The organism is Comamonas testosteroni TK102, assembly GCF_000739375.1.
Lineage (GTDB): Bacteria > Pseudomonadota > Gammaproteobacteria > Burkholderiales > Burkholderiaceae_C > Comamonas > Comamonas brasiliensis.
This window is the reverse complement of the sequence record NZ_CP006704.1, coordinates 1,675,080-1,694,007: the sequence shown is the minus strand read 5'-3', so window position 1 is coordinate 1,694,007 and position 18,928 is coordinate 1,675,080. Positions and strand designations below refer to the sequence as shown.

Sequence of the window (18,928 nt, the reverse complement as noted above, 5' to 3'; positions counted from 1 at the left end):
AAATTACTCCGGAAATTTGACGCGCAGCTTTTCACTGGTGGGCACGGACTGACAGGCCAGCGTCCAGTTCCTGGACAGATCCTTGGCATCCAGCACTTCGTTGTGACGAAGGTGTACGCTGCCGTCCTGTACCTGGCACATGCAGGAGGCGCACATGCCGGCCTGGCAGGAGTACGGCACGTTGATGCCGGCGCGCAGTCCGGCCTCCAGGATGGTCTCCGTGCCGCTGCAGCTGAATTCGTATTCCTCGCCGTCCAGGCGCAGCTGCACCACGGCCTGCTCGACAGCGGCCGCCACGGGAGTTGCAGCCTCCTGCAGCTGCTGCAGGGTCTCTTCGTCAGGCAGGGAGACAAAGCGCTCCACATGCACCTGATCGGCTGGCATGCCGGCTTCTATCATCGCGGCCTGTGCGGCATCCATGAAGGGGCCCGGCCCGCAGATAAAGGCCTGGCCCGCATCGGCCACCCACGGCGTGGCCCAGGCAGCGAGCTGCTTTTGCGACGGCGCACCCTGCACCGAGTCCAGCCAGTGAATGACCTGCAGGCGATCCGGATACTCGGCCGCCAGCAACTGAAGGTCCTTCTTGAAGATGACCGAGCGCTCGTCGCGGTTGGCATAGAACAGCACTACATTGCCCTGATGCTGCTTGAGCACGGTGCGCAGGATGGAGAACACCGGCGTGATGCCGCTACCACCTGCCAGCAGCAAGAAGTTCTGCGACAGATTGCGCGGCGAGAACAAGCCCGAGGGCGGCATCAGCTCGATGGAATCACCGACCCGGATCCGGTCGCACACCCAGTTGGAGCCTCGCCCCTTGTCCACGCGCTTGACGGTCACGCGCAAGGCATCGTCGAGCGTCGGAGCGCTGGACATGGAATAGCAGCGAGGCACATAACGTCCTTCGATGGGCAGACGCAATGTCAGAAACTGGCCAGGCCGATAGCTGAACTGCTCCGCCAGCTCCCCCGGCACTTCGAAGACGATGGACTTGGTATCGTGCGTCTCGTCAATCACTGCACGCACACGCAGCGGGTGGTAGCGCGATGCGGTTGTCATGGCTTCACTGCTCATTTCTTCTTACCCCTTACTCACTCTTTCTGTGCCGTCTTGCAGCGGCGCCCCGGCGCAGGATCGCCCCCCCCCGATTCAAGGGGTCAGGAACTGATGCTTTCCACAGCGGGTGCCTGCTGTCGCGCGGTCTGGCCGGCCAGGGACTTGTCATCCTCAAGCGCCGCAGCCTTGCCGGCACGGCGGCCCGAGAACACACAGTCGGCCAGAGACAGGCCACTCACATAGCGCGAGGAAGCCACGCCGATGGCGGTACGCCCTGCGGCATACAGCCCAGGAATGTCCCGGCCTGCACCATCAATCACCGCACCGTTGTCCTCGTTGACCCTGAGACCTCCCAGACTCAGCACGGCCAGCGGGAACATCTTCTGGCTGATGGAGATATCGATGGCAAACAGCGAACCACCCTTGAACTCATGGCGCATATCCCTGGACTTGCCCTGAGGGTCTTCGATCTCGCCGCGAGCAGCGGCATTGGCACCGTCAAACTGGCGCTGCAGCACCGCCGCATCCATATCGAGCTTGCGGGCCAGATCGGCGACCGATCGGCCCTTGATCGCGACCTTGTACATCAGCGCCAATGCGGGCATGGACTGGAAAGCCCACAGGCCTCCAAACAGGCACTGCCAGGCGGCCTGCCTGCGCAGCTTGCCGTCAATGATGAGCCAGGCCTTGCCGCCCTGCTTTTCCATCAGTTCGTAGCCGAGCTTGGCACCGTAGACCTGTTCGTTGCAAAAGCGCTCGCCGCGGGTGTTGACCACCAGACCTTTGGGCCAGACCGAGGGCGGCGTGATGAAGCGCCAGGCCGAGATATTGTTCAGGTCCTGGGCCACCCCTCCCACGGACAGCCCGAGCCGCAGACCGGAGCCATCACAGCCCGCCGCACCGGTCAGCCAGCCAGGCTTGTAGGCCGGCGCATGCCGATCCAGCAGCTCCGAATTGAAGATATAGCCACCGGTGGACAGCACCACCGCCTTGCGGGCGCGGATATAGCGCTTCTCGCCGATCTCGCTTTCGATCTGTGCCGCTTCGCGGCGCCCCGCCTGGGCTCGTGGCGCCTGATACAGACGCCACTTGGCCACCAGTTCGTCCAGCTTCTTATGGCGCTCGGTACGTGGATCGCCTTCGGGCAAGACCATCACCTCCACGCCCAACACGCGGCCGCTGTCCTTCTCGCGCACCAGGCGCTGGACGCGAGCCTGCGTCAAGGTACGGGCTCCGTGTGCCAAGGTGGACTTCTGCAGCGCGGCGAAGAACGTCGCTCCCGACTGCCCCTTGGCCACCACGCGATGACCGCGCGGCGCGGGCTTGCTGCTCAGCTGGGGGTTGCCGTAGGCCGGCACGACCTCGTTGCCCGAGTAGTAGAGATACATGCCGTCGGCCGGATAGGATGTCTTGTACGACGGCATGGCGGATGCAAATGTGGCGCCCTGCTTCTCGAGCCAGTCGAGGTTGTCCACGCTGTCGCGGCTGAAGCGGGCCAGTGTTTCGTCGCTGACCACGCCATTGACCTCATGCTTGAGGTAAGCCGCCATGGCTTCGGGCGAATCCTCGAAGCCGGCCTCCTTCTGGTATCTGGTGCCGCCGCCGGCATAGACCACGCCGCCGGAAAGCACACTGGCACCACCGCCGCCGAAACGGTCGATGACCAGCACCTCGGCACCTTGCTCGCGTGCCTCGATGGCTGCGCTGGCGCCTGCGCCCCCCCAACCGACAACCACCACATCACTGGCATCGGACCACTGGATCTCATCGGCCGAGCGCACATCCAGCGCAGCCCTCACGGGATTGACGGTGCTGACGAGTTTCTTGGAATTGGACATCTCCACGCCTCCTTCCTAAATGGCCTTGCCCAGCAGATGCGGGTTCTCGAGTGGCAAAGGCTTGCCTACCATGTCGGCCACGGCGCGGAAGGCGAAAGTCATGGCTGGCCCCAGGGTGGAACCAGCACCGGCGTAGGCCGGCCCCATGACGGAGGCGGAGTTGTTGCCCACGCAGTACAGGCCTTCGATGATCCGGCCCTGGGTGTCGATCACACGGCCTTCCCTGTCGGTCAGCAGCCCGCCCTTGGTGCCGATCTCGCCGGGCCACAGGCGCATGGCGTAGAACGGGCCTTTCTCGATGGGGCCGAGGTTGGGATTGCCAAGTCGCGGATCGCCGTAGTAGCGGTCGAACACATTGCCGCCGCGGTCGAAGTCCAGATCCTTGCCGGTCCTGGCATATTCACTCATGCGCCGAGCACTGTCCTTCAGCCCGGCTGCATCCACGCCGATCTGGCGCGCCAGATCCTCCAGCGTCTCGCCCTTCCAGTAGACATTGTTCAGCCAGCTCTTGCGCAGCTTGCTATCCGGCACGGCGGAGCCGGGCATCAGAGGACCCATGGGGTTTTGCGCGCGGAAGCTGGCATCGAACACAATCCATGCAGGCACGCCGCCATTGCCCTTGGCATGCTCGGCCAGCATGGCCTGCTGGAACTCGGGATAAGGGCCGGATTCATTCAAAAAGCGCTGCCCTTTCGCGTTGACCACCATGCAACCCGGCAGCGAGCGCTCCACGAAAATGCCGCGGAAAGCGGGTTCCTTGGGAACGTCCATGGTGGGTACGCCCCAGGACCAGTCCATCAGCGCCAGCTGCGCACCCACAGCCTGGCCTGCGCGATGGGCATCGCCGGTATTGCCGCCCACAGGGGTGGCCGTCCATTCGGCCCTGGAGGGCTTGTTCAGATACTGGTCGCGCATTTCCTGGTTGCGCTCAAAGCCACCGGCGCCCAGCAGCACGCCACGCCTGGCCTTGACTTGTGTGCGCTGACCATTCTTTTCAAGGACAACTCCGGTGACACGCCCCGATGCGTCCTGCACCAGCTCCTTGAGCGGGCTATTGCTCCGCAGCTCGACACCCGCCTTGTTGGCCGCGGTCAGCAGACCGGCAATCAGCGCCTGGCCGCCGGTCATGCGGCGATCACGCTTGGTCTTGCGGCGCCAGGGGTAGTCCAGGAAATACCTGAGCATGATGCCGAGGATGGTGAAGCGCGACTTCAGCTCGCGCGACAGCATGGAATGCGCCTCGAAGGCGTTGATGCTCATGCGGCCGAACAGCTGATTGCCCGGAGGGCCGGGGCGCATGGTCTCCAGCGCAGCCACGCCCAGCTTGGCTGCATTGAAATCCACCGGATCCATGGTGCGGCCACCAGGCCTGGAGCCTTCGATATGGGGGTAGTAATCCGCATACTTGGCCATGGCACGGTAGGGAATGCCGATCTGGCGCAAGTACTCGGCCATCTTGCTGGCGGTTTCCACATAGGCCAGTACGCGGTCGTCGGTGGCCATGCCGCGCACGCAGCGCTTCAAATAGCCGAACGCAGTTTCCAGATCATCCTGGATGCCGGCATTTTTCTGATCGTAATTGACCGGAATCCAGATGCCGCCACCGGACAGGGCCGAGGTACCACCAAACAGTTCGGTCTTCTCCACCACCAGAGTCCTGAGACCCTGCTCCTGCGCACGAATCGCGCCCAGCAAAGCGCCGGCCCCCGAGCCCACGACGATCAGGTCATATTCCTGTTCTGCCATACCTTGTCTCCGAAATATTTGTTTTACTGGATGGGCTTCTGCAAATACCTGCATGCGGCGGCAGCCCCTGCAAAGACCACCACCGCACTCGCAATCAGAGCGACTTACACATACGCTTCTTGGTTAGGAATACCCAGTACATGCGAGCCATAGGCACGCACATAGGCGTCGGTATTGTTCGCGATATGGGTACGGCCCTGATGGATGTCGCGGAACACACGCTCGATGGGGTTGCTCTTGAAGGTGCCGCTGGCAGCGCAGGCGCGCATCATCTCGTTGACATGAAAGCCCGTGAGCTTGGGCACATGGGCAGCTTGCGCACGCTGCAGCAGGCGCTCTTGCAGCGACAGCTGAATGCCGGTCTTGGCAGCATCGACGATGCGGGCGTAGTTGCGGAACAGAACCAGCTTGAGCTGGTCCAGTGCAATCGTGGCCTCGGTCACTGCCGTCTGGGCGTTCACGTCCTCAGCCATCTTGTTTCCATGCTTGCCGACATGGGCAGTAGCGCGCTCGGTGAAGGCGGCAATCGTGCCTTCCAGTGCGCCCAGGCATGCCGTGGACACGGCACGCTGGAACACATGGGTGAACGGGATACGGAACAGCCAGCCCGAGTTTTCCTTGCGGCCGGGGCAGCCCACATCGCTGTGGTCATTGGTGTACTGGATGCGGTGAGCGGGCACAAAGGCGTTTTCCACCACGATGTCATGGCTGCCCGTGCCGCGCAGCCCCAGCACATCCCAGTTGTCCTCGATGCGGTAGTCCGACCTGGGCAGCAGAAAGGTCACATGCTCCATGCCGGGCGTGCCATCACGGTTGGGCAGCAGGCCGCCGAGAAACAGCCAGTCGCAATGCTTGGAGCCGGTGGAAAAGCTCCAGCGACCGTTGAACCGGAAGCCGCCTTCCACGGGCTCGGCCTTGCCGGTGGGCATATAGGTCGAGGCAATGCGCACGCCCGTGTCCTTGCCCCAGACATCTTCCTGCGCCTGCGCGGGAAACAGCGCCAGCTGCCAGGGGTGAACACCGACCACGCCATAGATCCAGGCCGTGGACATGCAGCCCTTGGCCAGTTCCATCTGCACGCTGTAGAACACACGGGGATCCATTTCATAGCCGCCCCAGCGTTTGGGCTGCAACACACGGAACAGACCTGCCTCGGCCATCTCCTGAACGGTTTCGTCGCTGATCTTTCCTTCGCGATCCGCCTGCTGGGCGCGGGCCGCCAGCTTGGGCGCCAGAGCCTTGGCACGCTCGATCACGGCCAGCGCATCGGGGGTGAGGTAGTTGTCTGTCATTGTGTTCATTCAGGTCTCCGGTTGCCGCTCCACCGGACGGCTTGTGGTGTGGTGGGCAAGGCTTCTCGCCTATGACAGAAATGCTCGCACCATGCAATTTTCCGTTCATCGTCCGATCAGACTAACGATGACGCAGGCGTTTGCGGAGCTTTCAGGAACTGGATCGGATGCAGCAAAAACACAGGGCCTAGGACAAATACCAGTCCCGGTTTTTCCCTGCTAGTCCAAGTGAAGGATTCATCAAAACCCCGTTCGCAGCACTCTTGCAGCAAGGAGACATTCACCTCATGCAAAGTACTGCAGCAACCTTCGACCCCAAAGACTTTCGCCGCGCCCTGGGCATGTTCGGCACCGGGGTCACCATCGTCACCACCCGTGCCGAGAATGGCGAGCCTGTGGGAATCACCGCCAACAGCTTCAATTCGGTTTCGCTGGAGCCCCCCATGGTGCTGTGGAGCCTGGCCAAGAACGCGCGCAGCCTGCCGGTGTTCCAGAGCGCCAGCACCTGGAATGTGCATATCCTCTCCAACGAGCAAGAAGCACTTTCCAACCGCTTTGCGCGCGTCGGCGAGGACAAGTTCTCGGGCCTGCCGCTGGACTCCGAGGAAGCCCATGCCCCGCTGCTGCAGGACTGCAGCGCACGCTTCCGGTGCAAGACAGCCTTCCAGTACGACGGCGGCGACCACATCATCTTCGTGGGCGAGGTCACAGGCTACGACGCCACCCCTCACCCACCGCTGCTCTATGTGACGGGTGGCTACGCCATGGCTTCGCGCAAGGCAGGCCCCGTGGCCAGCGAACCTGAGGCCGACACCAACACTGCCTATTCCGAAAACCTGATCGGCTATCTGATGGGCCGAGCGCACTTCCAGTTTCTGAGCGGCCTGCGCAGGCCCATGGCGGCATACGGCATGACCGACGCCGATTTCTACGTGCTCTCGCTGCTGAGCATCCAGCAGCCCCAGTCGCCTGCCGAGATTGCCTCTCACATGGCCTATACCGGCACCGATATCGGTGCCGTGGCCCTGCAGTCGCTGATCAGCAAAGGCTGGGTGGAGGAAAGCCGTGACCGCACCGAGTCCCTGCAACTGACCGCCCAAGGCAACGAGTCCATCCTCCATGTGCTGGCCGCCGCCAAGGCCGTGGAAACCGATCTGATCGCCAGCCTGGGCGAGATGGAAGCCGCCACCTTGCGCAATCTGCTCAAGAAAGCCATTGCCGCCACGGACCCCGGCCTGCCCAAGCTCTGGCAGGCCAGGGCCTGAGAGCAGGCCCCAGCAACGACTCCTCACCCGAAGGCAGGAGACAGCCTTCGCCTACCCACTCCAACCATAAAGAACAGAGATGAGCACTTTTTCCATTCCCGAAGGCAAATATGTAGACATCGGCAATGTGGCCGGCCATCCCCAGCGCGTGCACTACCACGAGCAGGGTTCGGGTGATCCCGTCATCTTCCTGCACGGCGCCGGCACCGGCGCCAGCGGCTACAGCAACTTCAAGGGCAACTACCCTGAATTTGCGGCAGCCGGCTTTCGCTCCATCGTTCCCGATCTGCTCGGATACGGCCTGTCGTCCAAGACCGAAGAGCCCAGGCAGTACGACATGGATTTCTTCATCGCCGGCGTCAAGGGGCTGGTGGACCAGCTGGGCCTGAAGAACATCACCATTCTGGGCAACTCGCTGGGCGGCGCCGTGGCTCTGGGCTATGCGCTCAAGCACCCCGAAGACGTCAAGAGCCTGATCCTCATGGCACCCGGTGGCGTGGAAGAGTTCGAAGCCTATATGGCCATGCCCGGCATTGCCAACATGTTCAATGTCTACAAGTCGGGCAAGACGGGCCCAGAAGCCATGCGCGCCGTCATGAGCATGCAGGTGGTGGACCAGGCGCTGCTGACCGACGAGATCATCAATGAGCGTGCGCCCATTGCTCTGACCCAGACCGAAGCCTCGCGCCAGCGCCTGTATATCCCCAATATGACAGAGCAACTGCCCGAACTGAAGTGCAATGTGCTGGGCTTCTGGGGCATGCAGGACGCCTTCAACCCCGTGGGCGGTGCCGACAAGCTGGCCAAGGGCATCAAGAACTGCCGCGTGGTGCTGGTCAACCAGTGCGGCCACTGGGTGCAGGTCGAGCATCGCGAGATGTTCAACCGCACCTGCATCGACTTCATGAAAAACGGTTGAATCCATGAGTACCACCGAACTTGATCTGCCATTCATCGAAACTCAGGGCCGGCGCCTGTATGACGCGCTGCGCACCGCCAGGACGCTGGCACCGCTGACGGACAGCCACCCCGACATGACGGTGGAAGACGCCTATCACATCTCCCTGCACATGCTGCGCCTGCGCGAAGCATCGGGCGAACATGTGATCGGCAAGAAGATCGGCGTGACCTCCAAGCCCGTGCAGGACATGCTGGGTGTGTTCCAGCCCGACTTCGGATTTCTGACCGACTCCATGGAATACGAGGACGGCGCCGCCGTCTCGCTCAAGTCTGCAGGCCTGATCCAGCCCCGCGCCGAAGGCGAGATCGCCTTCATGCTCAAGAAGGACCTGCAGGGCCCGGGCGTGACCAAGGAAGACGTGCTGGCCGCCACCGAATGGGTGGCGCCCTGCTTCGAGATCGTTGATTCACGCATCAACGACTGGAAGATCAAGATCCAGGACACCGTGGCCGACAACGCATCCTGTGGCGTCTTTGTCATTGGCAAGCAGCACACCGATCCGGCCACTCTGAACCTGGCCGCTGCTTCCATGCAGATGAGCAAGAACGGCCAACCCGCCGGATCGGGCCTGGGCAGCGCCGTGCAGGGCCACCCTGCCGAAGCCGTGGCCTGGCTGGCCAACACCCTGGGCGCTTTCGGCATCCCCTTCAAGGCAGGCGAGGTCATTCTCTCGGGCTCCCTCGCCCCGCTGGTTCCTGCCGCTGCCGGCGACCGCTTCGAGATGGTCATCGCCGGCATGGGCAGCTGTTCCATTCAATTCACGGAGTAAGACACCATGACGCAAAAGAAAATCAAGTGCGCACTGATCGGCCCCGGCAACATCGGTACCGACCTGCTCATGAAACTGCAGCGCTCCCCCCTGCTGGAGCCTGTGTGGATGGTCGGTATCGACCCCGAATCCGACGGTCTCAAGCGCGCCCGCGAAATGGGTATCAAGACCACAGCCGAGGGGGTGGACGGCCTGCTGCCTTTCGTCAAGGAAGACGGCATCCAGATCGCCTTCGACGCCACCAGCGCCTATGTCCACGCCGAAAACAGCCGCAAGCTCAACGAGCTGGGCGTGCTGATGATCGACCTGACGCCTGCGGCCATCGGCCCCTACTGCGTGCCCAGCGTGAACCTGTCCGAGAAGGTGGCCGAAAAGGCCATGAACGTGAACATGGTCACCTGCGGCGGCCAGGCCACCATCCCCATGGTGGCAGCCGTGTCGCGCGTGCAGGCCGTGAGCTACGGCGAAATCGTGGCCACGGTGTCCAGCCGCTCCGTCGGCCCCGGCACCCGCAAGAACATCGACGAGTTCACCCGCACCACATCCGGCGCGGTCGAAAAGATCGGCGGCGCACAAAAAGGCAAGGCCATCATCGTCATCAACCCCGCCGAGCCGCCTCTCATCATGCGCGACACCATCCACTGCCTGACCGTGGATGCGCCGAAAAAGGAAGAGATCGAAGCCTCGGTGCAGGACATGATCAAGGAAGTGCAGAAATACGTGCCCGGCTACAAGCTGGTCAACGGCCCCGTCATCGACGGCAACCGCGTCTCCATCTACATGGAGGTCGAAGGCCTGGGCGACTACCTGCCCAAGTACGCCGGCAATCTGGACATCATGACCGCCGCCGCCGCACGCACGGCCGAGATGTTTGCCGGAGAAATCCTTGCCGGCCGCTTCGAGCTGGCTGAAGCCGCTGTTGCCACCTGATACTGGAGAAGAACATGTCCCTCAAAGGTAAGAAGATCACCGTTCACGACATGACGCTGCGTGACGGCATGCACCCCAAGCGCCACCAGATGACGCTTGCGCAGATGAAGTCCGTGGCCACGGGCCTGGACGCCGCCGGCGTGCCCCTGATTGAAGTGACCCACGGCGACGGCCTGGGCGGCAGCTCGGTCAACTACGGCTTTCCTGCACACACGGACGAGGAATACCTGTCCACCGTCATTCCGCTGATGAAGCAGGCCAAGGTCTCGGCCCTGCTGCTGCCAGGCATAGGCACCGTCGATCACCTGAAGATGGCCCACGAGCTGGGCGTCTCCACCATCCGCGTGGCCACGCATTGCACCGAAGCCGATGTCTCCGAGCAGCACATCTCCATGGCCCGCAAGATGGGCATGGACACCGTGGGCTTTTTGATGATGGCCCATATGAACAGCGCCGAAGGCCTGGTCAAGCAAGCCAAGCTGATGGAAAGCTACGGCGCCAACTGCATCTACATCACGGACTCGGCCGGCTATATGCTGCCGCAGGATGTGAAAGAGCGCCTGTCCGCCGTTCGTCAGGCCCTCAAGCCCGAGACCGAGCTGGGCTTCCATGGCCACCATAACCTGGCCATGGGCATCGCCAACTCGCTGGCCGCGATTGAAGTCGGCGCCAACCGCATCGATGCGGCAGCGGCCGGCCTGGGCGCAGGCGCAGGCAACACGCCAATGGAAGTGCTGGTCGCCGTATGCGCGCGCATGGGCATTGAAACCGGCGTGGATGTGTTCAAGATTCAGGACGTTGCCGAAGACCTGGTCGTGCCGCTGATGGACTTTCCCATCCGCATCGACCGCGATGCGCTGACTCTGGGCTATGCCGGCGTCTACGGCAGCTTCCTGCTGTTTGCCAAGCGTGCCGAAGCCAAGTACGGCATCCCCGCGCGCGAGCTGCTGCTGGAGCTGGGCCGCCGCGGCATGGTTGGCGGCCAGGAAGACATGATCGAGGACACCGCACTGACCATGGTGCGCGAGCGCCAGAAGCTGGCACCGAAGGTGGCCGTGGCTCCCTGATCGCCTGACTTCACATTCTCTTTGCCGCTTTGTATCGGGTTCAGCGGCTGCTTGGGGCAGCCGTTGAACCCTTTTTTTGCGGCATCGTCCTGAGCATCGGGCCTCCATCCATCCAGCCCGTCGGCCCTGGCAGCGACTCTGACCCTGGCCACATTGTTTGCCGCCAGCGCAAAAGTTTCGCCCGAGGGCTGGAAGGAATTGCCCCACGATGCATGGCAAGACCATGCCGACGATGGCGGATAGACCAGCCCGACGCGCGGGCTCCAGGCGGTGTCCGTGCGGCCCAGATCCGGCCTGCCCGGCTGGCGCTCATGCGTTTCCTGCTGGAAACGGTCATAGCGCACGCCGGCCAGAGCCTTCCACTGAGAGTTGATGCTGACCAGATCCTGCAGATACAGGCTGGCCACCTTGAAGACGCTGTGGTTGTCCGCCGAAGGCTTGCCGTTGATGCGCAGCGGCAAAGTCGGCAGCACCGGATTGAACCGCGAGACCGTCGCCACATTGACCTGGCTGTATGACAGCAGGTCCTTGCTCTGGCGACCAAATTCGAAGCCATACAGCAGCTGATGCTTCCTCCCCGCCAGCTCAAGCTTCTGGGTCGGTTCGGTCTGGTTGAACAAGCCGCTCCCGTCACGCTGGCCATTGCTCCGGGTCAGCGATGCGCTCGGGGCCTTTTCATTGACCGAGCCCACGAGCGTGTTGTTTCTATCCAGCGGGTCATCGCAGAAGCGCAAGGCATTGCGCAAGGACTGGCTGTCGCTGATACGGTGATTCAGCGTCGCACCCAGCGATGCCACTTCGGCACGGCTGACATCCACATCCCTGGCATTGGCCGCGCCGTAGCAGGTGCCAGGCGACACATTGACAGCTCGGCCCTGGTACGCGGGGATACCGAAGTCCGTCAGGCGGCTGTCCTTCAGATAGTCGGCCTGCAACAGCACGCTGGTATCCGAGCTGGGCTTGATCAGCACCGATGCCGCTGGCGCCTTGCGATCGGGAAACTGCCGGTCGCGGTAGCTGTCGGCGCGCTTCATGGCGCCGGACTGCACTGTCCTGTGGCGCGCGCGCCAGGTCGAACTCACCACGGCGCTGGTTCCAGCGCCCCATCGAGGTCTGCCGGACTCAATAGCCCGATGCAAAAACCGCGCTCCAGGAAGTCTGGGCACTGGCCAGCACGATGCCGGCGGGCAGCTTGAGCGCAGAGTCCGCCTGCGCCGCCACCGCGGCACTCTGTGGCAGATTCATGGCGGGGAGGTATAGCGCCAGTGCCGCAGCGGCCAGCCACACTGCGCGAAGTGCATTCATCCAGCGAAAAGAGGTTTTCATGCTTGTCTCCTGTGCAGGCTCTATGGCCTTTCTGGTTTGCAGTATGGCCAGCACGGAAAACGCAACATCGTCCGTTTTGATGAGCAGGTATTTACTTAGGTGGCAACCCCAGACCGATACCCCGCTGGTGCCATCGCACAGCTTGGGCTACTGGCAAGCACAAATCTCATAATTTGATAGCTGTCATCGATTTACAGGCATAGCTATAAAGCCAATTTGTCTGATATTTTCTGCACGACAGCAGAGAACGCAGCCCATCTGTGTGTGGCCACAAAAAAGGGGCTTTGCCTGCGCAAAGCCCCAACCCTTGAAGAAACTGAAACACCCGCCTTCACAGGGCGGGCAGCGACGATCACATGTAGAGAATCACCAGGTCGTTGATGACTGCAGGACGGTCCTGGCCGACCACATGGATGTTGAGTTCCATCGTGGCCTGGACGCCGCTCTTGACCTGCTCCACCGCCTTGATGCGAGCCCGCGCACGGATCTTGCAGCCAGAGGGCACCGGGGTCGGGAAGCGCAGACGATCCGAACCGTAGTTGACCATGTTGTTGAAGTCCACCACCTCGTAGTCCAGCGGAATCCTGAGCTGACTGGCCAGCACCTGCACCAGTGCGCCATGGGCGATGGTGGTACCGAACGGGCTTTTCTCACGCGCCTGCACGGGGTCTGTGTGAATCCAGTAGTCATCGCCCGAGAGCCTGGCAAATTCGTTGATGACTTCCTGGCTCACGGTGAACTCGTTGGACCAGGGGCTGTACTCCTCGGACACCAGCGACTTCATGGCCTCGATGTCCTTGACGGAAATCTTGCGCTTGGCAGCGGCAGAGTGCTCCACCACGGCAACCTCGGCCTCTGCATCGGCCTTGATGACGCTCGGATGACTGCCCGCATGGGCGGTAAAGCGCAGCAGCGTGACCTCGCCGGGGCGCTCGTCAAACACGGGGCGTACCTCCATGCCCACCTTGAGCGCCTCGGGAGCCACGCCAACCATGGTGGTGTTGATGCGCACGCCTTCACGCAGTTCGACCACGGCCAGAGCCTGGGGCATCTCGTCGGTGAACTCGGGCATGGTGGGGATGCGCGCCACGGTGAAGCTGTAGAGCGTGCCCTCGCCCGACACCTTGCTCCACTTCAGTGAGCGCGATCCGCAAGTGGGGCAATGGGTGCGCGGGAAAAACAGCGAATGTCCACGATCGCATTGCTGAATGCGCACTTCGTGGGCCTTGAGACCTTCCCAGTACGGCGCAGAAATTTCCGTGGGATGGGGCAGAGGTTTGTTCCAAGCCATGTTCTTATGCTCCCCGCAGGATCAAGGCGCCCTGCTCGCTCATCACGCCACCGGTACCGGACACATAGGCCAGATCGTTGCGACCCAGCTGCCTGTCGCCGGCACGTCCCTGAATCTGGTGTACCGCCTCGATCACCTGGGACATGCCGCCCGCCGTGCCGGACTGGCCGAAGCTCAACTGGCCGCCATGGGTGTTCATGGGGAAGTTGCCCTTGAAGGTGAAATCGTTGTTGCGCAGAAAGTCCATGCCCTTGCCCTTCTCGCAAAAGCCCGCGTCTTCCAGCGTCAGCATCACGGTAATCGTGTAGCAGTCATAGATCTGCGCCATATGCATGTCGCAAGGGCGCATGCCCGCCATCTCGAAAGCCTTGGCAGAGGCCGGACCGATGGGGGTCTGCAGCATGTCGGCCATATAGGTGGGCGACTTGCTGCTCACATGCTCGCCGCAGCCGACGATGCTGACAGGGCGGTGCCGGGTGGTTTTGGCACGGTCTGCACGGGTGACGATCATGGCCCCGCCGCCCGCAGCCGGCAGCACGATTTCGAGCACATGCAGTGGGTCGGCCACCATGCGCGAGTTCAGCACGTCATCGACGGTGATGGGCTGACCGTAGAACATGGCATCGGGGTTGTGGCAGGCATTGAAGCGCTGGTCCACGCTGATGCGCGCCAGAGCGGCCGCGTCGTAGCCATGAACCGCGCCATAGCGCTGGGCAATCATGGCGTAACCGGTGTTCTGCGCCATATGACCATAGGGCAGGTCCATCTCGGCCTCGGGTGCGCCAAAGCGGGTGCTGTGGCCGCCGAAGCGGCTGGCCCTCATGACTTCCTTGATGTGGTCGTCATGTTCGGAGATCGGTGCCATGCGCGCCGGCAGCACGCAGACCACGGTGTTGCACAGCCCCAGCTCTATCGCGGCCGCCGCGCGCCAGACCATGGCTACGGAGCTGGCCCCTCCCAGGTCGACCACTTCGGCAAAGTTCAGGCGCACGCCCAGGTACTCGCCGGCCATGGCCGGCACAAAGCAGCTGGCCTCATGAAAGTGCGGAGCGCTGGTGATCAGGCCGTCCACCTCGGACAGCTCCATGCCGGCGTCCTCCAGAGCCTGCAGCGTCAGGTCGGCCACCTGCTCCAGATGGAACATGCGCGGCGCCGTTGCGTACTTCTGCGGCTTGTACTGCGCGACGCCAACCAGCGCCGCTTTTCCTTGCAAACCCATATGTCTCCCTTACCAAGAAAGTGTGCATTCATTGTGTAAATGAAGCAGACCGAATCCATCGTCTGTAGAGACTAAAAAGCCGGCCCCGTACATACCCCTAATTCTCCGGGCAAACGTCCATTCGGACGATGTTGCTGAAGCTCCAAATCAAGAACCTGCACCCGTGTTTGCAATACATGCACAGCGTGTACGAATCAACAAGGAGACAACGTGAAAACAGCCGTCGGTATAGGCGCAGCAGCATTGGTGGCCTTTGCCTCAGCGCTCGCCTTTGCGCCCCGCACACCGCCCCCGCTGGCGCCCACCACCATTGGCGTCGAGCGCAGCCATTTCAACACCGTCACACAGGTGGGTGAACGTCTGCTGGCCGCTGGCGCACTGGGCGAGATCCTGTACTCGGACGACAAGGGCGCACACTGGCTGCAGGCACGGATCAAGGAGCAGCGCCAGGCACTCCTCATCAGCATGGCTTTTGCGCCCGACAGAAAGACCGGCTTTGCCGTGGGTCATGAGGACTGGATCCTGCGCAGCAAGGACGGCGGCAGCACCTGGGAGGAGGTCGCCTTCTCCAAGGAAAACGGTGAGCCTCTGATGTCGATCGCACGCCTTCCCTCGGGCGACTGGATCAGCGTCGGCGCCTTCGGCCGTGCCATCACCTCCAGGGATAACGGCCAGACCTGGGAGCCGCTTGCCCTGCCCGCAGAGGTTGAGGACAAGCACATGAACCGCATTGCCAGTACCGAGGACGGCAAGCACTGGCTGATCGTTGGCGAGCGCGGTCTGGTCATCAGATCCGAGGACTCCGGCGCCAGCTGGCAGATCGAGCCCGAGTTCTACAAGGGCTCTTTCTACAACGCCATGGCCACGCGCGATGGCGGCTGGCTGATCTATGGCATGCGCGGCAACGCCTTCGTGCAGGCAGCGCCCGGCACGCCATGGCTCAAGTCGGCGATACCGGCTCCGGTTTCCTTTTTCGGCCATGCCCAGGAAAAGGACGGAACCCTCATCCTGGTGGGACAGGGCAGCATGCTGGGCCTGAGCAAGGACGGCGGCAAGAGCTTCAGCCTGCAACGTGCCAAGGGCCGCGCCACCCTGACCGACATCGTTCTGACCGGCCCTGACAGCGGCTGGATATCCAGCGATGCGGGTCTCCAGCCCTTCCCTCCTTCACAACAAGCCAAGGCAGCCACTCAGGCTGACCCAGGAGCGACCCCATGACTCTGAGCGAACCCACCAGCCGGCTGGACCGGTTCATTGCATCCACGGCACGCTGGCTGATCTCGTGGAGCAAGTCCATCGTCGTGCTGACGCTGATTGCCACGGCACTGCTGGCTGCCTCGGCCATGCGCACGCATCTGGACCCCGGCTTCAACAAGCTGATCCCCATGCGCCATGATTACATGACGGCGTTTCTCAAGCATGCAGCCACCTTCTCGGGCGCCAACCGCATTCTGGTGAGCGTGGAGTGGAAGGGGCAGCAAGGCGACATCTACAACAAGGAATTCCTCGATACGCTGCGCGGCGTGACGGACGAAGTTTTCTTCACCCCCGGCGTCAATCGCGGCCAGGTGTATTCGCTGTTCACACCGAACGTGAAGTACATCGAGATCACCGAAGACGGCTACGTGGGCGAGGTACTTATTCCGTCCCGCTTCGAGGCCAACGAGCAAGGCCTGGCCCAGGTGCGCTCCAACGTGGCCAAGTCCGGCCAGATCGGCTCGCTGGTCAGCAACGATCTGAAGTCCGCCATGGTGCGCGCCGACCTCCTTGAGGTCGACCCCAAGAGCGGCGAAAAGCTCGACTATCACCAGGTTGCGCAGCGCCTGGAAGAGATCCGCAGCAAGTTCGAGAACAAGGACATCTCGATACACATCATCGGCTTCTCCAAGGTGCTGGGCGATGTGATGGACGGACTGACCACGGTCATGACCTTTTTCGCCATCGCCTTTGTCATCACGGCCATCATGCTGCGCCTCTATACCCGGTCCACCAACATCACGGTGGTGGGCCTCGCCGTGGCATTGCTGCCTGTGATCTGGCTGTTGGGCATCCTGCCGCTGATCGGCTACGGCATCGATCCCATGTCCATCCTGGTGCCCTTTCTGATCTTTTCCATCGGCGTCTCCCACGCCGTGCAGATGACGGGCGCCTGGAAGCATGATGTGCGCGCCGGCCTCAGCTCCAGGCTGGCTGCTGAGAACGCGATTCGCAAGCTGGCCATTCCCGGCGCTCTGGCACTGCTGACCAATGCCCTGGGCTTCATGGTCATCATGTTGATCGACATTCCCATCGTGCACGAGCTGGGCGTGACCGCCTGCATGGGCGTGCTGCTGATGATCATCACCAACAAGGTCTTCCTGCCCGCAGTGCTGGCCAATCTGCGCCTGGAGAAAAAGGCCTTGCAGGCCCCCTCCTCCACCGCCAACGGCCGCAACCCCCTCTGGTGGAAGCTGTCGGCACTGGCCGAATCCCGTCCCGCCATGCTGACGCTGGTGGTGTCGCTGCTGCTGCTGGCCGTCGGTACCTACGAGTCGCGCAAGCTGCTGACCGGCGATGTGGGCACGGGCGCTCCGGAGCTGCGCGCCGAATCGCGCTACAACCGCGACAACGACAACATCATCGGCAGCTACTCGATCGGCATGGATGTGCTGTCCGTCTTCGTCGAAACCTCCAACCTCGACGAAAGCTGCCTGAACTGGCAGGTGATGAACGCCGTGGAGCGCTTCGAATCGCGCATGCGCCGGGTCGACGGCGTGCAATCTGTCTCCAGCGTCTCGGGTCTGGCCAAGATTGCGGCGTCCAGCAACAACGAGGGCAACCCTCGCTGGGCTGCGCTGCAGCGCACCGAAGCCGCGTTGCGCTCGGGCGCCAAGGCACTGTCTCCCGATCTGGGCCTGAACACCGAAGGCTGCAAGGTCATCAATCTGCAGGTCTTCCTCAAGGACCACGAAGGCGCCACGCTGACCCATGTGGTGGACGAGGTGCGCCACTTCATCGCTGCGGACAAGACGCCCAACGTCAAGTTCCTGCTGGCCGGCGGCAATGCCGGTGTCGCGGTCGCCACCAACGAAGCCGTGGAACATGCCGAAGTGCAGATGCTGGGCTCCATCTTCGGCGCCATCACACTGCTGTGCTGGCTGACCTTCCGCAGCTGGCGCGCCGTGCTGTGCATTGTCGTGCCCCTGGCCATCGTCTCCATACTCTGCAATGCCTTGATGGCCATACTGGGCATTGGTCTGAAGGTCCCCACGCTCCCCGTGGTGGCCCTGGGCGTGGGCGTGGGCGTGGACTATGGCATCTACCTGTTCGAGAGCATGCAACACGAGCTGCGCGAGCGCGACATCACGCTGCGCGAGGCCTTCTATGAAGCCATGCGCCAGCGCGGCAATGCCGCCATCTTCACGGCACTGACCATGTCCATAGGCGTGGGCACCTGGGCTTTCTCGGCGCTGAAGTTCCAGGCAGACATGGGCATCCTGCTGGCCTTCATGTTCCTCGTAAACATGCTTGGCGCCATCTTCCTGCTGCCCGCCATGGCCTACTGGCTGAATGTGGGTGCGGCCGAAGCCAAGGCACGTGTCAGGCGCCTGCACCAGCAGCCCAGACATGCCCATGCGGCAGGCAGCGCAGGGGGCATCAGCCACGCAGGCGGCATGCTCAAACCCGAACCCCAGTCCTCCGTGAACGGAAAACTGTGATGCAGACTGCAGCAAGCACGCTGGAGCAGCTTCTTCTCGAGCATGCTCTGGCCCAGACCCTGATCCGCTATGCAACGGCCTGCGACACGCGCAACTGGGACCTGCTGCAGCAGGTGTTCGCGCCCGACTGCACCACGGTCTACGGTGGCAGCTACCTCTGCGAAGGGGTCGCCAGGGTCCGCCGCATGATCAGCACACACCTCGACGGCTGCGGCCCCACCCAGCATCTGCTGGGCAATCTGGAGGTCGATGCCGACGACCCGGCTCGTCCACGCAGCAGGATCCAGGTACGCGCCGTGCATCAGGGACTGGGCCCGCGCAGTCATCTGCGCTACGACGCCATCGGTTTCTATGAAGACGAATGGATGCAGCTGCCGGCGGGCTGGCGCATCCAGAAGCGCAGCATGACGATGCTGCTGGAGATCGGCGATCGCAGCGTGCTGCAAGCCGCCGCCTGAGCCGCTGCACTTCAC

The 18,928-nt window shown here is 62.6% G+C and carries 15 protein-coding genes and 1 pseudogene; 8 read left to right on the top strand and 8 right to left on the bottom strand.

What is annotated here, in order from left to right:
* Positions 1-3 precede the first annotated feature (3 nt).
* The 4 genes from O987_RS07650 to O987_RS07635 all read right to left on the bottom strand — a co-directional run bounded on the left by O987_RS07650 (position 4) and on the right by O987_RS07635 (position 5,929).
* Positions 4-1,071, bottom strand: a complete 1,068-nt coding sequence (locus tag O987_RS07650; protein WP_080731464.1) for a ferredoxin--NADP reductase — start codon at positions 1,069-1,071, stop codon at positions 4-6.
* A gap of 83 nt (positions 1,072-1,154) precedes the next feature.
* Positions 1,155-2,891 (bottom strand): FAD-binding protein, encoded by a 1,737-nt coding sequence (locus O987_RS07645; RefSeq protein ID WP_043371422.1) that lies wholly within the window; start codon positions 2,889-2,891, stop codon positions 1,155-1,157.
* A gap of 15 nt (positions 2,892-2,906) precedes the next feature.
* A complete protein-coding gene (locus O987_RS07640) occupies positions 2,907-4,637 on the bottom strand; it encodes an FAD-dependent oxidoreductase (RefSeq protein ID WP_043371420.1) in 1,731 nt (576 codons plus the stop codon).
* A gap of 104 nt (positions 4,638-4,741) precedes the next feature.
* Positions 4,742-5,929 carry an acyl-CoA dehydrogenase family protein gene (locus O987_RS07635; RefSeq protein ID WP_019043221.1) on the bottom strand — a complete coding sequence of 396 codons (1,188 nt, stop codon included), beginning with the start codon at positions 5,927-5,929 and terminating at the stop codon, positions 4,742-4,744.
* A gap of 287 nt (positions 5,930-6,216) precedes the next feature.
* On the opposite strand from O987_RS07635, the gene O987_RS07630 reads away from it, so the two are divergent.
* The 5 genes from O987_RS07630 (at position 6,217) to tesG (ending at position 10,921) form a co-directional block, all read left to right on the top strand.
* On the top strand, positions 6,217-7,194 hold the full coding sequence (locus O987_RS07630; protein ID WP_043376205.1) for a flavin reductase: 978 nt from the start codon (positions 6,217-6,219) through the stop codon (positions 7,192-7,194).
* 79 nt (positions 7,195-7,273) lie between these two features.
* On the top strand, positions 7,274-8,113 hold the full coding sequence (locus O987_RS07625) for an alpha/beta fold hydrolase (RefSeq protein ID WP_003057291.1): 840 nt from the start codon (positions 7,274-7,276) through the stop codon (positions 8,111-8,113).
* Between the two features lie 4 nt (positions 8,114-8,117).
* Positions 8,118-8,924: a fumarylacetoacetate hydrolase family protein gene (locus tag O987_RS07620; RefSeq protein WP_003057294.1), complete on the top strand. Its 807-nt coding sequence runs from the start codon at positions 8,118-8,120 to the stop codon at positions 8,922-8,924.
* A gap of 6 nt (positions 8,925-8,930) precedes the next feature.
* The gene (tesF, locus tag O987_RS07615; RefSeq protein WP_043371416.1) at positions 8,931-9,854 is read left to right on the top strand and encodes an acetaldehyde dehydrogenase TesF; all 924 of its coding nucleotides are present in this window, start codon (positions 8,931-8,933) and stop codon (positions 9,852-9,854) included.
* A gap of 14 nt (positions 9,855-9,868) precedes the next feature.
* On the top strand, positions 9,869-10,921 hold the full coding sequence (tesG, locus tag O987_RS07610; protein WP_043371413.1) for a 4-hydroxy-2-oxovalerate aldolase TesG: 1,053 nt from the start codon (positions 9,869-9,871) through the stop codon (positions 10,919-10,921).
* A gap of 227 nt (positions 10,922-11,148) precedes the next feature.
* Here tesG and O987_RS27785 read toward each other — a convergent pair.
* From O987_RS27785 to O987_RS07595, 4 genes and pseudogenes are all read right to left on the bottom strand, one after another.
* Positions 11,149-11,955 (bottom strand): annotated as a pseudogene (locus O987_RS27785) (TonB-dependent receptor domain-containing protein); the annotation flags it as partial.
* An 88-nt stretch (positions 11,956-12,043) separates the two neighbouring features.
* Positions 12,044-12,247 carry a hypothetical protein gene (locus O987_RS07605; RefSeq protein WP_043376203.1) on the bottom strand — a complete coding sequence of 68 codons (204 nt, stop codon included), beginning with the start codon at positions 12,245-12,247 and terminating at the stop codon, positions 12,044-12,046.
* Positions 12,248-12,599: 352 nt separating this feature from the next.
* Positions 12,600-13,538 carry an OB-fold domain-containing protein gene (locus O987_RS07600; protein WP_043371410.1) on the bottom strand — a complete coding sequence of 313 codons (939 nt, stop codon included), beginning with the start codon at positions 13,536-13,538 and terminating at the stop codon, positions 12,600-12,602.
* A 4-nt stretch (positions 13,539-13,542) separates the two neighbouring features.
* The gene (locus tag O987_RS07595; RefSeq protein WP_043371407.1) at positions 13,543-14,757 is read right to left on the bottom strand and encodes a thiolase family protein; all 1,215 of its coding nucleotides are present in this window, start codon (positions 14,755-14,757) and stop codon (positions 13,543-13,545) included.
* A gap of 210 nt (positions 14,758-14,967) precedes the next feature.
* On the opposite strand from O987_RS07595, the gene O987_RS07590 reads away from it, so the two are divergent.
* The 3 genes from O987_RS07590 to O987_RS07580 are packed head-to-tail and all read left to right on the top strand — an operon-like array spanning position 14,968 to position 18,913.
* Positions 14,968-15,975, top strand: coding sequence for a WD40/YVTN/BNR-like repeat-containing protein (locus tag O987_RS07590; protein ID WP_043371404.1), 1,008 nt, complete (start codon positions 14,968-14,970; stop codon positions 15,973-15,975).
* Positions 15,972-18,455, top strand: a complete 2,484-nt coding sequence (locus O987_RS07585; protein WP_043371402.1) for an efflux RND transporter permease subunit — start codon at positions 15,972-15,974, stop codon at positions 18,453-18,455. The genes O987_RS07590 and O987_RS07585 overlap by 4 nt, the downstream gene beginning before the upstream one ends.
* A complete protein-coding gene (locus O987_RS07580) occupies positions 18,455-18,913 on the top strand; it encodes a nuclear transport factor 2 family protein (RefSeq protein WP_043371399.1) in 459 nt (152 codons plus the stop codon). The genes O987_RS07585 and O987_RS07580 overlap by 1 nt, the downstream gene beginning before the upstream one ends.
* The last annotated feature ends 15 nt before the right edge of the window (positions 18,914-18,928 follow it).